This is a genomic window from Aquamicrobium terrae (genome assembly GCF_040545735.1).
Lineage (GTDB): Bacteria > Pseudomonadota > Alphaproteobacteria > Rhizobiales > Rhizobiaceae > Mesorhizobium > Mesorhizobium terrae_A.
Window position 1 is genome coordinate 1 of record NZ_JBEPML010000025.1, and the last position, 14,627, is coordinate 14,627.

Consider the following 14,627-nt stretch of genomic DNA (forward strand, 5'->3'; position numbering starts at 1 on the left):
CCGAGGCATGGGTCCTCATCGCCAATATCCGCATGCTCACGCGCAGACTGGCAAGACATTGAAAACATGCCGATCTTTATGATTCAGACACTTAGGTATTGGGTTCATCCAGCCGGATGCACAAGGCAGGAGAGTTCGTTAATTGATACGCTCATCACGCAGCGCTTTCTCGACGCTGTTTTGTTCTTCGCCATCGTCAGAGCGGTTTAGAGTGACCGTGCAGCGGATCAGGACATTCCAGTCCGGTCCGTGTTCGATGATGAGGTGGAGATCCGATATCTCCTCGAAATAATGCTCGACAGATTTCGGGCCTTCATCGGTGCGATACTCGATAACTGCCTTCCAGCGCTTATCGCCATGCAGGGTAACAACGTTGCTCATCAATGCTCCGAGATCGTTCGTTTCAGTTGGCAGCCCAAAACCTGATGCTCTGCAAAAACACAGATAGGGTATTCCTGCCCTCAATAAACTGCCGATCAGTCAAACTACCACACTCGGTGGGTGGAGCGAGGATAATCGGGAAACTGCGACCATCGACGCCAGGACTGCAGCTTTTTGCTTCCCCGGTTTAAGACTTCCGAAGAGTTTCCTTCCACTTCGGCAGAGCAGCAGAAGTCGTCCCATTCGCCGCGTTTTCTGCCTCTCTTTCGAGACGCGCTGCCTTCAGGCGCGCCGTCTTGGCGTTTCGCCGCGCGACTTCCGTGTCCATGATCTCGCGGGCGATGCGGGCCGATATGCCCGCCTTGGTTTCCATGCGGGTGAGCTTCGGTACAAAAACAGCATTGACTGCGTCGTGGTCCATTTCGCTACTCCTTTGCACAAACGAAAAAAGGCCGGGTGCACAAATGAAAAAGGCCGGGAAATTCCCGACCTTCTCCGCTTCGCCTCAATGGCCAGTGCCAGTACATCCGTGGTCAAGGACCAGAGGCGATATCCCGTCAGGCAGCCTGAAGGTTGCAAGCCGACATTTTGCCGGACTTCCTGTCGCGCTCCAGTTCGAAGCCAATCTTCTGGCCTTCGACGAGTTCGCGCATTCCCGCACGTTCCACGGCAGAGATATGGACGAACGCATCGGCTCCGCCATTATCAGGCTGGATGAAACCGAAACCCTTGGTGGAGTTGAACCATTTGACTGTACCGGTGTTCATGGCGATTTCCTTTCAAATCGGCATAGATTGTCGTCGTCTGGCTGACCGCCAAACGCCATAGTCTTTTCGAAATTGAGAGGAGAAGATCGTCAGAACGCCGAAGCGCGGAAACAAAGTTCGTCAGCAAGATCGATGGACAAATACCTATCTTCTAATTGTGTTCGTTGCAAGGCTTTCCGAAAACAATCTGGCTTCTCGATATTTTTCAACGATCACAGTCTCGCTGAGACGTATTTCATCGGGCGTCCGATTGTAAATATTCTGCAAACGTATAAGCTCTCGCGCTACAAGAAGCACGATCCGTTCATGCGCAAGGAACCGGCTCCGGCTATGTCTCGTATAGGCGAGTGATCCGCCGGGCTGGAACCGACCTACATTATCTGCTGTCGCCATAGACGGATGAACGCGAGTTTGAAGCCTTCATTCGAAGGCTCCTTATCCCGCCTTCTGGAAGGAGGACCCAATGACCAGCATTCATTTGCCAACTGCCCTGCCCCGCGACGTGAGGGTCGCAATCGAGACTTTCCTGAAAGCCTGCCAAACGGAAGCCCGTCCCTTTGCGAGCCATCAGGCGCTGGAAGCCATTCGCAGCATGTCTCCAGACCTCGGTGTCAGCGACTGCGACTTGCAACGTGCCCTTCTTCGGGAGGCGGGTACCAGAGGCTTTGAAATCGACGCTCCTGTCATTCCCGCTTCGCTTGAACCCGACATTGCCGGGGGCAAGCAGCCTCGCCGGAAACCGGAAAGCGGGAAGGAACGCAAGGAAGCCCGTCGGCGTATCGTCAACGACACGGTGGGCACCCGACGCCGTGCCCTCGAAATCAAGGAACGCAACCGGCTGGTCTGAATAACCAGCCGGAGGATCGTGCACCGGTCCGAACAGGAGAGCGCCGGGAACGCAGCGGCTGAACAAGCAAATGCCTGGCCTCCCGAAAGACTGCGGAGATATCTGGATGGGAAAGGACAATCCGTCCGAGAATGCCGAGATCGGCGTGATCTGTCCCGCATGCGGGCATGAAGAGAAGAAGCGCGTCGCCTGGGTCCGGAAACATGTTCAACTGGAGTGTGTGAACTGCGGTTTCATCATCGATACTGAAAGCCGCAATTCCCGCAGCCCTCATTCCAGACATTAGCTGCCCAGACACCAGCTGCGAGGAGCCATCTTTTGGGACTTGAGTTTCCGAATCGAAGCCGCAGCTTTGATGAGGCCAATCGCGGTGTGCGCTTCATGGGCTACGATGGAATGGTTTCTGTCCCGTTCCTGATCGAAGTCGAGGCATTGGAAGAGCTGGGCTTCCTGTCACAGCCGGAAGCTTCCGCCCTGGCCGCCTTCGATGCGGCACGATCGTCCATCTTCGAGATCGCACGCCGCATATATTCCGCCAGCCGGCAGACCTCGTATCGGATTGCGGCCGAGGATTGCAGATGAACCAAGAGCATTCCAGGCCACGGGCTGCACATCGTGCACGAGGTCACGAACCTGCGCCCCGACAAGCCACGATTCGGAGATCGCGATCAGGGCGGGATTGTCGCTGTGGGAGCTGATAGGCGCGGCCCATCCGCGCCGGGGATGACTTGGTGGCGGTTGCGGCGCAAGGCTATGCCAAGGACAAACGCATCAATGTGCGCACAAACGGCGGATTGCGTTGTCATCGACAAAAGTGCAGACCTGCCGATGCTAGGCTGATTATGAGACTTTTGCTTTCACGTATCTCTATGTATAGAGACCGGACCTCGTAGGTCGGATCAATTCCATGGAGCCTTCATGTCCCAGAACAATCAAAACCAACCGGACAATCTCATCGAGCTAACCGCCGACGTTGTGTCGGCCTATGTCTCGAACAATCCGGTTCCGGTCGCCGATCTCCCTACCCTGATCGATCAGGTCCATACGGCGCTAAAGAGCCGGATCAATGGAACGGTTGAAGAAGCACCTGAACCACCCAAGCCTGCCGTGCCGGTCAAAAAGTCAGTCACACCGGACTACATCGTCTGCCTCGAGGACGGAAAGCAGTTCAAGTCGCTGAAACGTCATCTGAGCACGCATTACGGGCTGACGCCGGAGGAGTACCGGGCAAAATGGGGTCTGCCCACTGACTATCCGATGGTTGCTCCGAACTACGCCGCTGCCCGCTCGGCACTGGCCAAGACCATGGGCCTTGGCCGCAAGCCTAAGAAAGCAGAGAAGCCCGCCCCTGCCAAGCGCAGCCGGACAAAGGCAACTGCCTGAAGCTCCCGAGCCGAACTCGATAGCGGAGAAAGAAACCCGCCGCGACGAAGGTTCGGCAACACTGCCGAGCGCAGGTAGATGTCCTTCGCTCCGGCATAGCCCCGCAATCAGGCGAGGCTCTCAGAGTTGCTTAATTATCACACCATGGTCGCCCAACGCATGATTTAGCACCCTGCAGGTTTTGCAAGGCATGACGATTGTATATGCAGGAACAGGAATGAAATATACATGGTGATACATGCGCAAACTGCTTATCGCCGGGCTGATGGCTTCTGCGGCCTTCCCCGCCTTCGCTGCCGATATAGTCGAAACGTCTCCGATCGCTGAGGCGCCCCTCGCAGCACCCGCCGGTTTCAGTTGGACAGGGGCGTATATCGGCGTTTAGTTGGGGTATGCCTGGGGCAGCGCCGATCATAGTTTCGCCGACGGCGTTACCGGCACTCCTGCTCCTGTTCCTTACGGGGACTCCAGCCCGGATGGATTCCTCGGCGGTGTGCATGTCGGATACAATCATCAGATCAACCAACTGGTGCTCGGCGTCGAAGCCGATATCGAATACAGCGATATCGACGGCGCGTATGAAGACTGGACGGATGGCACATCTTCAGGCGCGACCGAAATCAACTGGCGGGGCTCGGTTCGCGCGCGCCTGGGCTACGCGATGGACCGTACCCTGCTCTACGCAACCGGCGGCGTGGCCTTCGCGGATGTCGACTACTGGGGAGGTCCCGCTGGGGATCAGGGCAATGGCTACAGCGACACGCGCACCGGCTGGACGATCGGCGCAGGCGTCGAGCATGCCTTCACCTCCAACCTGACTGCCCGGCTTGAATATCGTTATTCAGATTTCGGCTCCGTCACGGGTGGCCTCAACCCGGACTATTCCGACGTCGACATGACGACCGACCTCGATACGCATGCCGTACGCGTCGGGATCAGCTATAAATTCTGATCTGCAAGCTGCTCTGAAAAACGGCGGCTCCGGCTCGTCCGGGGCCTTTCCGTTTCAAGTCGGGGCATACTACGACCGGATGGAAACATCCGGGTTCGCAAATGCCCTCGCCTTCAGCCGGCAGCTTTCTCCGCAGCGTGCAGGCCCGGCGCCGCAACTTTGATTTTATGTTCCCCTCCCCTTTCCACCACAATATGGGAGGTTTGACTACCGATATGCGACCAGGCAAACGCACTCGCAGTCAGAGACGCAGTTGAGCCATGTCTGTGATGGGGTTGTTTCTGATCGGCCCGGTTTCGGCAGAGTTTGACGATAAACCGCCATTCGACTGACAACCCAATTATGCTGTTTAAGCGTTGCCAATGTTCGAACCGCTGCAGAGTCTGTCGGAAACTCTATGGCTTATCCGTACCGCAGTGCCTCGATACGACGCGCTCTGGCGCTTGCAATATGGCGGCGCATCATCATTTCCGCGACGTCCGGATCCTTGTCGATGATTGCATCGTAAATCCTCCGATGCTCTACGGCACTTCGCTCGCGCAGGGCGATGTTGTCGTTTCTGCTACGGTAAAGGCGCAGCAGCGGATATAATTCGGCGCACAGGAGGCCAATCAGGAGCGGATTGCGGCTGGCCTGTGCGATCTGAAAGTGAAAATCCCGGTCGGCCGCGCCAAGCGCCGTGTGAACTTCGGGTTGCAATCCTGCAAGCTGCGCTTCCTGATTTTCGACGATGGTGCGCAGCGCTTCGCGTTCGCTACCAGTCATGTTCACTGCTGCCGAGCGGGCCGCCAGCCCTTCCAGCATCTCCCGCACTTCGAAGAGTTCGTTGAGCCGCTCCGGCGTGGCTTCGATAACGCGCGCGCCGTGGTTGGCCGAACGTGTAATCAAGCGGCGCTCCTGAAGACGATGCAAGGCTTCGCGCAACGGTCCACGACTGACATTATATTTCTGGGCCAGCAGTGGTTCGCTAAGTTTTGACCCTAAGGGAATCTCGCCCTGCAGGATGGCTTCCGTCAATTGATCGAACAATTGCTCGGCAAGAGTGCCGCGAGCAACTCCGGAAACTTCTGGCGAGGAGGTTTTCGTTTCCTGATGTATCATGGCTTCCTTGGTCGATTGGCCTCATATCACCGCAAAAGCTTTCGACACAAAATCGGCGACACCAGTATGACGTAGATCGTGCGAAATGCGTGACAGGTAACGACGAAGGCAACCTCGATTCCTGCAGCATAGGCAATCACACTCATCTCTGCAAATCCCCCGGGGGCAAAGGACAAAAAAAGCGCTACTGGCGTCATGTCCACAAACTGCGCCGTACTGAAGGCCAGCACGAGGGAAAGAGCAATCAGGATCATAGACCATGCAAAACCGATAAGAAGTGTTTTCCAGACCTCTCCGAAGCGCACACCTGCAAAACGCGCTCCGGTAATGCATCCGATGATGACCTGCATGGCAGCGATGATGGCATAAGGAATTTCGGCGGAGGTCACTCCGCTTCCGTGCAAAATTGCGCTCAGCAGCATCGGCACCAACATCAGGCCACCATAGGATCGCGCATGACGTCCAATCAGGTAGCCAAGGACGACGCACGCCATCAGCAGCATCCAGTCAATTATGCTGCCGGTCGCATGACCGATCGTCGAGGCACCGGTTCCATTCAGGCCTGTCATGGCACGCAGCGCGAAAGGGACCAGCGTGACGACCAGTATGATACGGACCGAGTGGACGAGAACCAGCTTGCGAACATCGGCTCCAAACTGCTGGCCAAGGATTGCCATCTCTCCAAGGCCACCGGGGCTAGCTGCGAAGAGGGCGGTACGTCCGTCAAATCCGAATTTTCGGAAGAACATGCCACCGAGCGCCGATACGCTCAGAAAGAACAAGATGAGCAGGACGAAGACAGGCCACCATGTGGCGATCTGCCCCAAGACCACCGGTGTGAAAGCGCTACCAGCCATCACCCCGATTACAGGACGGGCGCCATCCCGAAAGACCGGGGGCACGACAAGCGTTGAATTTCTGAGCGCGATGATGGCCGCAACGGTCATCGAGCCCAGCGTCCATGGCAACGGAAAATGCAGCAGGCGAAAAATCATTCCGCCTGCTGCCGCAAAAAGCAGGATCAACAATGTATGGCTGAAAATTTGCCTGTTGACCGCGCCTGCAAATTTCACTTGGCGATGCCCAGATCGGTGAGAATCTCCATGGCGCTTTCGGTCTCGTCAGCGATGAAGGTCTGATACTCTGCCTCGGGAAGATACAGATCCAGCCATCCGCGCTCCTTCAGAATTTCATGCCAGCGCGGTGACTTGACCAGCGCCTGCATATGATCGGCGATGGTCTTTGCATCTGCCTCGGGCAGTTTCTTGTGCACCGAAACACCGCGCCAGTTCGCGAACACCAGATCGTAGCCGAGTTCCTTCAGTGTCGGAGCATCCAGACCCGGGAGCCGTTCCGGCGAGGCTACGGCCAGCACGCGCATCTTGCCGCTTTCGACCTGGGTCAGGAAATCCTGCAATCCGCCCCCGACCACCGTCACCTGCCCGTTCAGCGCAGAGACAACCACTTCACCGGTGTTGGGATGCGGGATGAAATTCACCTGCCGGGGCTCCAGCCCGGCGATCTTACCGAGTCGCGCAAAGAATATGTTCTCGGTAGAGCCCGGAGAGCCGCCGCCCCAGGCGATGCTGCCGGGATCAGCCTTGAACTTTTCCATGAGCTGGCCAAAGTCGGCTATGTTCGAGTCGGTGCGCACGGCGATGACTTCGTATTCTCCTGCAAGCCGCGCGAGAGGGCGAACATCCGCGAGGGAGACCTGTGTCGCGTTGGTGAGGGGAAAGAAGACAGTTCCGGCACCCTGCACCACCACGGCGGACGCGTCGTCACCCTTTGTCGTAATGAACTGCGACAGTGCGATCATGCCGCCACCGCCCGGCACATTCGTAATCGAAACGGAAGACACCAGTCCTTCCTTGCGCAGTGCGTCCTCCATGGCACGTGCCACCTGGTCGAGACCGCTGCCCGGCCCGCCTGGCACCGTAATGCCCAGATTTTGCATGTTCTGGGCCTTTGCGAGAATAGGTGAAAGGGTCAGACAACCGGCGAACAAGGCACCTGCAATACGTTTGGCAAACATTTTTTCCTCCATTGCCTAAGTCTACTGTGCTGTTGCCGGATGCTTGTTAAGCATTCGGCGCGCTTCATCCCGCCAGGCCGCCTCTTCGGCGAGTCGGCGCTCAAGACCGACGATATGGTTGTATTCGTCCAATCCGATTACATCCGCTTCGATGGCGGTTACGGACTGGGCCTGCGCCAGCCGCTCGAGCACATCACGAACCCCGCGAGCAGCCGCGAAGAGAGCAATCGAAGGCAGGCTGATGGTCGCAACCCCCAATGCCCGCAGGTCCGAAATATCTGTGAAGCGCGTGCGCGCGGCCTGCGACAGGGTGGCTGCGAAAGGCCCTGGGACCTCGGCCATGACACGGCGAATTTCCCCGGGCCGATCCACGCCTTGCGGCTTGGCCATGTCTGCGCCGGCTTCCATGAAGAGGCGGCAGCGGTACAAGGCTTCCTCGAGACCGTGACCGGCGTAGACGTCGGTACGGGCGATAATGACGAGATCAGGATCGCGCCGAGCTGCAAGGGCGGCCTTCAGCTTGGCAAGCATTTCTTCGATCGGAACGACCGCCTTTCCGGGTAGATAGCCACAACGGTTGGGAAAGGTCTGGTCGCTGATCATGATCCCCGAGACCCCCGCGGCCTCGAAGGCGCGCACCATCTCGATAACGTTATGGACATCGCCAAAACCGGTATCGGCGTCGACAGAAACAGGTACATTCACGGCGGCGCAGATACGACCATAATGCTCGGCATAATCCCGCATATTCGATTGGCCGATATCCGGGCCACCCAGCAATGAACCGATCGTGGCAAAGCCTCCGCCGCCGATCATACCGTATCCCTGATCCTCCGCGATGCGCGCCGACAAGGCGTCATATACCCCGGGTAGGATGTGTCCGGCTCTCTGTTCGATAAGGGCGCGATACTGCTTGCGTCTCGACATGAAATTTTCCGTGGTCAGGATTGGTGTTGCGGGATCCGGCGTGCGCCTCGCAGGTGACGGATGATCGGCATCAGCACAATCACGGCAGCGAGTACCAGCAGGAGAGCCGAGATCGGATGCGTGACGAAGACGGTCCAGTCCCCTTGCCCTATTGCGAGGGAGCGGCGCATCTGCTGTTCGAGCAGAGGTCCCAGAATCAGACCCAGGATCACCGGAACAATCGGAACGTTCATAACCCGCATGAGGTAACCGACGAAGCCCAAGACCCACATGAGCACAACATCGAAGGCGTTGCCGTTCAGGGTATAGGTTCCTAGTGTCGCGAGCATCAGGATGCCGCCATAAAGCCAGGGCTTTGGAATCATCAGAAGCCGAACCCAGACGCCGACCATCGGCAGGTTCAGGATCAGCAGCAGCACATTGCCGATATACAAGCTGGCGATCAGCCCCCAGACTAGATTGGGATTAGTGTCGAAAAGCATGGGGCCGGGGCGCAGGCCATATTGCTGGAACGCGGCCAGAAGGACGGCGGCAGTGGTCGAAGTGGGAAGCCCAAGGGCGAGCAGCGGCGCAAGCGCACCCGCGGCCGAGGCGTTATTGGCGGCCTCGGGACCCGCCACGCCTTCAATCGCACCGCTGCCGAATTCGTCCTTATGCTTCGAAAGCTTCTTCTCCAGCGTGTAGGACAGAATGGTCGGCAACTCGCTGCCTCCAGCCGGGATCGCCCCGATGGGAAAACCGATCGCGGTGCCACGCAGCCAGGGTTTCCACGATCTTGCCCAATCGGCGCGGCTCAGGCGGATCGATCCCTTGATGGCATGGATCTTCTCCCGCGCACCGTCCAGATTCGCGACCGTGAACAGCGTCTCGCCGACCGCGAAGAGCCCGACCGCCACGACAACCGTGTCGATGCCATCCAGCAGTTCGACGATGCCGAACGTGAACCGTCCCTGCCCTGTCTGTGGATCAAGCCCGATGGTGCCGAGGAACAGGCCGAAGAACAGCGCCAGGAGTCCCGTGCCGACCGAGCGCCCCAGCAGCGCTGTTACCGAAGCGAGTGAAAGCACCATCAGCGAGAAATAGTCAGGCGCCGTCAACTTCAGCGACAGGTCCACCAGCAGTGGAGCGGTAAAGGTCAGGCCAACGGTGGCGATCGTCCCCGCCACGAAGGAGCCGATGGCGGCGGTCGCCAGCGCCTGCGCGCCACGACCGTTCCGCGCCATGGCGTTGCCTTCAATGGCGGTCATCATGGCGCCCGCTTCTCCGGGCGTATTCAGCAGGATCGAAGCTGTGGAACCGCCATATTGCGCGCCATAGTAGATGCCCGCGAACATGATGAACGCCGATACCGGCTCCAACCCCACCGTCAGCGGCATCAACAGGGCTACAGTCGCTGCCGGGCCGAGACCCGGCAATACGCCGATCATCGTTCCAAGCGTCACGCCGATCATCGACCAGCCCAGATTCTGAAGGGTGAAGGCGACAGAAAAGCCGCTGAGCAGCGAGAGAAAGGTCTCCATCGCGGCCTCCTAGTTGAACAGGCTCATGACGGGGGCGAGAAGGCCAAGCGGCAAGCGGATACCAAGCCCGTAGGAAAAGACAAGCAGCACCACAAGAGAAGCGGCAAGTCCCAGAAGCGTGTCGCGCATATAAGAACGGCTGCCGAATGCGCTCGCTCCCGCAGCGAACACCAATGCCGCCATCGGAATCCAGCCAACCGTTTCCATGAAAGCGGCGGCAGCCAGCAGAGCCACGGAAATGGTCACAACTGGGAGGAGCCGCCCAAAAATAATGGGTTCATCCTCGTCGAGCGGGCGCTTTAGCTCCATCAGGCACAAACCGCCTGCGAGAATCATTCCCGATGCGATGATCTTGGGCAGGGTGGCTGGTCCCACCGCGTCATAGCCGAACCCGAAGGGGATCCGGGTGGCCCCCAGATAAATCGCGCTTCCGGCAAGCACTCCGAACACACCCAGGGAAAATCCCGGGCGACGCAGAAATATCATTGCAATCCTCCCAAGCCGCAGGTGGCAAGAACCGCATTGCGACGTGAATATGCAATCTCACAGGCATCCACAGATTGTCAACATATCTTATTATCTTTTGTGCTTTTTGGTCGTAATTCACTCGCATCTCCCAAAACATGTTGACAATATTTGTTTTCTAGCGGAACTAATGCGGCAAACGAGGGAGGGACTCATGCACCTGAGGAAGTCTGTCATCAGTGGCCGGATGAGCACCGAGTTGCGCCGACAGTTGCACGAAGACGCAAAGCCGCTCGTTGGCATCTCGGGCGCGACCCCTCATCATGCCCAACTGGCCGAAAACGCCGGTTTCCGCCTGTTTTTCCATTCAGGATCGCAGGCAGCAGCGTACATCATGGGCCTACCGGATGCCGGGCTTATGACCCTAACGGAGGCTGTCGACAACATCCGACGCATCTGCCAGGCCGTATCGATCCCTGTCATCGCTGATCTCGAGACAGGCTTTGGCAATCCTGTAAATACCACGCGCGCCGTACATGATTACATCACGGCAGGTGTTGCCGGCTTCTTTCTCGAAGACCAGACTTTTCCCAAGCGATGCGGCTTTACCAAGGGAGTGGAGGTGGTTCCCGTTCCCGATGCCATCGCCAAATACCGTGCCGCTTTGGCTCGTCGTGACATGCTCGACCCGGACGTCGTTGTGATTGCGCGAACAGACGCCCGCGCTGCGGTCGGAGGAGGCATGGAGGAAGTACTGCGCCGTTGCGAAGCCTATCTTGCATGCGGGGTGGATATGCTGATGGTGATGGCGCTTCAGGACCGCGAGGAAATGCGTCGCGTTACTGAAGCTTTCCCCGGCACACCGATCTATGTCAACGCAAGCTCGATCCGCCCTCCCCTCTCCGCTACCGAATACGGCGCGTTGGGAGCTGCGACGTACAACATCTCGATATCGAAAGTTGCCCAGCTCATGATGGACGCTTTCCTACGCGATTGCCACGAACGTGGCGCGGACGCCTTCAACGATTTCATGGAGACGCAAAAGAATTCCCGTCATGGAACTTTCTCATATCTCGAACTCACGGGCTTTCCCGAAGTTCTGGAGATCGAAAGACAGTTCCTGCCGCAGGAGCAGCTTGAGAAATATGAAAGCTCCCTCGGTGAGTACGATCCTCGAAATAACTGATAAGTCTCTTTGGCCCATTGGCTCGCGGCGGATGGCGATAATGCCCGAAACCATAGCCAGCGCCGACAGTTGTCTTGTTGCTGCGTGACATCACAGTCGACCAGCTAACGGAGGACGCATATGGTGACATCCGATCCGGCCCTACGCTCCAGGCGCCCGGCCTATCTCAGTGAACTTTTCGACATTTTGGCTGCACGCGGCCGCCGCCTCTGGAGACGAGGCGAAGTGGATGCGGCCACGATACCCGATCTTTGCGAACTAGGTGACGCCTTGTTGTCACGCAGAGGTGAAGCGTCAGGCGTGGCCATTGCACAAGAATTACTGGCAGCCTTCGAGGTTGCGGATGATGATACAAGATTGGCCTTTTTGCAGAATCTTGCAAACCGTTTCGGACCGGATCCCGGCGCCGTGAAAGCCGCACTGGAAAGGCTCCTTCAGTATCCAGAGGACATGCAGGCTATGGAAGCACTCCATTCTGCTTCAGAGCCGCTTCGGCAGGAATTGCTTCGCAGATTAAATCTTGCGCCGGGCGGAACTGCCGGGCTGGTGCGTATGCGCGAGAGATTGCGTCGCCACCTTACCGATATCCCGGCCTTGCGTAGCGTTGACCAGGATTTCGCGCACCTGTTCTCTTCGTGGTTCAACAGAGGGTTTTTGGTGCTGCGCCGTATAGATTGGACAACGCCTGCCAATATCCTGGAAAAGATCATCCGGTATGAGGCCGTGCATGCCATCCAGAATTGGGACGACCTGAAGAATCGCCTGCAACCGACCGATCGTCGTTGCTACAGTTTTTTCCACCCACAACTGGGGGATGAGCCCCTGATCTTTGTGGAGGTTGCACTGACCAAGGAGATACCCGGCGACGTGGCCACGTTGCTCGATGTCGGACGACGCCCCATAAGCGCAGAAGACGCCAACACCGCGGTATTCTATTCCATCTCGAATACCCAGCGAGGGCTCGCCGGGGTTTCCTTCGGCAATTTCCTGATCAAGCAGGTGGTCGAGGAACTCAAGGCCGAGTTGCCCAACGTCAAGACTTTCGTCACGCTTTCGCCAGTCCCGACTTTTGGTGCCTGGCTCGAGCGACACCGCAAGGACGAAGCATCGGAACTGATCGACACCGCCCAGCGCGCAATCTTTTGCGAATTGGATAATCCCGGCTGGCACAAAAATCCGGCTGTCGTCGATGCATTGCGCGGCCCTCTTCTGGCCGCCGCCGCAACCTATTTCCTGCATGCGCGAGACAGGAAGGGCCGTATCGTCGATCCGGTCGCGCGCTTTCACCTCGGAAATGGCGCGCGGCTGGACCGGCTGAACTTGCTGGGCGACGTTTCAGCCAACGGCCTGAAACAGTCCCACGGTCTGATGGTCAACTATCTTTACGACCTCAGCCAAATCGAGACGAACCATGAAGGTTTTGCCGAGCGCGGCCTCGTTGCCGCCGCAGACAGTGTGAAGCGCGCTCTGCCCGCCGGCAAACGCTCCTGATTTCATCCCGGGACCAACTCTTATGAACGCAAACTTGTTTTACATTCTCTCACGCGGTGTAGCCGATCCGAATGCGATCGCCATCGAGACCCCTGCTGGCGTACGCATCAGCTATGCCAATCTGTTCGATCGCGTGGGACAGATGGCCAATGCGCTTGTCGGTTTTGGCGTCATACCGGGCGATCGCGTTGCGGCACAGGTCGAGAAATCGATTGAAGCGATCGTCCTGTATCTTGCCACGGTGCGGGCCGGCGGCGTGTTCCTGCCACTGAATAGCGGCTATACGCCGGCAGAAATTTCATATTTCCTTGGCGATGCCGAACCGCGGGTCTTCGTTTGTGATCCGTCCAAGCAAAAGGAACTGACTGGCGCCGCCAGACAGGCAGCGGCAAAGGTTGTCACGCTGGATGCCGATGGACGTGGCAGCTTGATGGATGCCGCCAACACAGCACCAGTTGCATTTGACACGGTACCGCGTGACTGCAGCGATTTGGCAGCCCTGCTCTACACATCCGGGACGACAGGCCGGTCAAAGGGCGCGATGCTGACGCACGCAAATCTGGTTTCCAATGCCAAGGTGCTGCGCGAAGCATGGCGCTACTCCGAACAGGATATTCTAATCCATGCGCTACCGATTTTCCACACACATGGCCTTTTCGTCGCAACCAACGTGACCCTGTTCTCCGGCGCCTCGATGATTTTTCTGCCCCGGTTCGACGTGGACAGGGTTGTGGAACTGTTTTCTCGCGCGACTGTGCTGATGGGTGTGCCGACCTTCTACGTCCGGCTGCTGCAGCATACCATGCTGAATGATGCAGCCACGTCGGGGATGCGGCTGTTCATCTCCGGATCGGCGCCGCTTCTGGCGGAGACGCATCGCGAGTGGCAGGCCCGAACCGGTCACGCGATCCTTGAACGCTATGGCATGACAGAGACCAACATGAATGCCTCGAACCCCTATGATGGAGAGCGGATCGCAGGCACCGTGGGAATGCCCTTGCCGGGCACCGAGATCATCATCACTGACCCGGAAACCGGCACTGAACTGCACAGTGGGGAAATCGGCATGATCGAGGTGCGCGGCCCGAACGTCTTCAATGGTTACTGGCGCATGCCGGACAAGACTGCGGCGGAGTTGCGCGGTAACGGCTTTTTCATAACGGGTGACCTGGGGAAATTCGACGAGCGCGGCTATTTGCATATCGTCGGCCGCGGCAAAGACCTGATCATTACCGGCGGCTACAACGTCTATCCCAAGGAGATCGAGTCCGAGATCGATGCGCTGCCCGGCGTGGTCGAATCCGCCATTATCGGTCTTCCGCATGGGTATTTTGGCGAAGCCGTTACTGCGGTCGTCGTGCCTACCGGCAGTCCTGCCCTGACAGAGAGTGATATCATCGCCCCGCTGGAGGAACGACTGGCCCGGTTCAAGCTGCCCAAACGCGTGCTGTTCGTCGATGAACTTCCACGCAACACCATGGGTAAGGTGCAGAAGAATCTTTTGCGCGAGCAATTTGCGGAGCTTTACAGTGGATGAAACGACGACCCATCCGCGCCTGCCGACCCCGCGGA

Annotated in this window: 17 protein-coding genes; 8 read left to right on the top strand and 9 right to left on the bottom strand. The window is 57.9% G+C overall.

What is annotated here, in order from left to right; all coding sequences use genetic code 11:
- Positions 1-138: 138 nt before the first annotated feature.
- From ABID37_RS23450 to ABID37_RS23460, 3 genes are all read right to left on the bottom strand, one after another.
- The gene (locus ABID37_RS23450; protein ID WP_354199274.1) at positions 139-381 is read right to left on the bottom strand and encodes a hypothetical protein; all 243 of its coding nucleotides are present in this window, start codon (positions 379-381) and stop codon (positions 139-141) included.
- 187 nt (positions 382-568) lie between these two features.
- The gene (locus ABID37_RS23455; protein WP_435521630.1) at positions 569-802 is read right to left on the bottom strand and encodes a hypothetical protein; all 234 of its coding nucleotides are present in this window, start codon (positions 800-802) and stop codon (positions 569-571) included.
- 136 nt (positions 803-938) lie between these two features.
- On the bottom strand, positions 939-1,148 hold the full coding sequence (locus ABID37_RS23460; protein WP_354199276.1) for a cold-shock protein: 210 nt from the start codon (positions 1,146-1,148) through the stop codon (positions 939-941).
- 463 nt (positions 1,149-1,611) lie between these two features.
- Here ABID37_RS23460 and ABID37_RS23465 point away from each other — a divergent pair, with 463 nt between their 5' ends.
- From ABID37_RS23465 to ABID37_RS23485, 5 genes are all read left to right on the top strand, one after another.
- Positions 1,612-1,995, top strand: a complete 384-nt coding sequence (locus tag ABID37_RS23465; RefSeq protein WP_354199278.1) for a hypothetical protein — start codon at positions 1,612-1,614, stop codon at positions 1,993-1,995.
- Positions 1,996-2,101: 106 nt separating this feature from the next.
- On the top strand, positions 2,102-2,281 hold the full coding sequence (locus tag ABID37_RS23470; RefSeq protein ID WP_354199280.1) for a YheV family putative metal-binding protein: 180 nt from the start codon (positions 2,102-2,104) through the stop codon (positions 2,279-2,281).
- Between the two features lie 32 nt (positions 2,282-2,313).
- The gene (locus ABID37_RS23475; protein WP_354199282.1) at positions 2,314-2,577 is read left to right on the top strand and encodes a DUF1488 family protein; all 264 of its coding nucleotides are present in this window, start codon (positions 2,314-2,316) and stop codon (positions 2,575-2,577) included.
- Positions 2,578-2,913: 336 nt separating this feature from the next.
- Positions 2,914-3,378, top strand: a complete 465-nt coding sequence (locus ABID37_RS23480; RefSeq protein WP_354199284.1) for a Ros/MucR family transcriptional regulator — start codon at positions 2,914-2,916, stop codon at positions 3,376-3,378.
- 385 nt (positions 3,379-3,763) lie between these two features.
- Positions 3,764-4,330 carry an outer membrane protein gene (locus tag ABID37_RS23485; protein WP_354199286.1) on the top strand — a complete coding sequence of 189 codons (567 nt, stop codon included), beginning with the start codon at positions 3,764-3,766 and terminating at the stop codon, positions 4,328-4,330.
- A 402-nt stretch (positions 4,331-4,732) separates the two neighbouring features.
- On the opposite strand, the gene ABID37_RS23490 is transcribed toward ABID37_RS23485, so the two are convergent.
- Genes ABID37_RS23490 through ABID37_RS23515 form a run of 6 tightly spaced genes read right to left on the bottom strand, consistent with a single transcriptional unit; the run spans position 4,733 to position 10,399 of the window.
- On the bottom strand, positions 4,733-5,431 hold the full coding sequence (locus ABID37_RS23490; protein WP_354199288.1) for a GntR family transcriptional regulator: 699 nt from the start codon (positions 5,429-5,431) through the stop codon (positions 4,733-4,735).
- Between the two features lie 26 nt (positions 5,432-5,457).
- The gene (locus ABID37_RS23495; protein ID WP_354199290.1) at positions 5,458-6,504 is read right to left on the bottom strand and encodes an AbrB family transcriptional regulator; all 1,047 of its coding nucleotides are present in this window, start codon (positions 6,502-6,504) and stop codon (positions 5,458-5,460) included.
- On the bottom strand, positions 6,501-7,466 hold the full coding sequence (locus ABID37_RS23500; RefSeq protein ID WP_354199292.1) for a Bug family tripartite tricarboxylate transporter substrate binding protein: 966 nt from the start codon (positions 7,464-7,466) through the stop codon (positions 6,501-6,503). Before ABID37_RS23500 ends, ABID37_RS23495 begins: the two co-directional genes overlap by 4 nt.
- Before the next feature lie 21 nt (positions 7,467-7,487).
- Entirely contained in the window at positions 7,488-8,393 is a 906-nt protein-coding gene (locus ABID37_RS23505; protein ID WP_354199294.1) for an isocitrate lyase/PEP mutase family protein, read from the bottom strand.
- A gap of 14 nt (positions 8,394-8,407) precedes the next feature.
- Complete coding sequence (locus ABID37_RS23510; protein WP_354199296.1) at positions 8,408-9,913, bottom strand: tripartite tricarboxylate transporter permease; 1,506 nt, start codon at positions 9,911-9,913, stop codon at positions 8,408-8,410.
- A gap of 9 nt (positions 9,914-9,922) precedes the next feature.
- Positions 9,923-10,399 (bottom strand): tripartite tricarboxylate transporter TctB family protein, encoded by a 477-nt coding sequence (locus ABID37_RS23515; RefSeq protein WP_354199298.1) that lies wholly within the window; start codon positions 10,397-10,399, stop codon positions 9,923-9,925.
- Between the two features lie 193 nt (positions 10,400-10,592).
- On the opposite strand from ABID37_RS23515, the gene ABID37_RS23520 reads away from it, so the two are divergent.
- From ABID37_RS23520 to ABID37_RS23530, 3 genes are all read left to right on the top strand, one after another.
- Positions 10,593-11,564, top strand: a complete 972-nt coding sequence (locus ABID37_RS23520) for an isocitrate lyase/PEP mutase family protein (protein WP_354199300.1) — start codon at positions 10,593-10,595, stop codon at positions 11,562-11,564.
- Between the two features lie 120 nt (positions 11,565-11,684).
- A complete protein-coding gene (locus ABID37_RS23525) occupies positions 11,685-13,055 on the top strand; it encodes a malonyl-CoA decarboxylase (protein ID WP_354199302.1) in 1,371 nt (456 codons plus the stop codon).
- Between the two features lie 22 nt (positions 13,056-13,077).
- Positions 13,078-14,592: a malonate--CoA ligase gene (locus tag ABID37_RS23530; RefSeq protein WP_354199303.1), complete on the top strand. Its 1,515-nt coding sequence runs from the start codon at positions 13,078-13,080 to the stop codon at positions 14,590-14,592.
- The last annotated feature ends 35 nt before the right edge of the window (positions 14,593-14,627 follow it).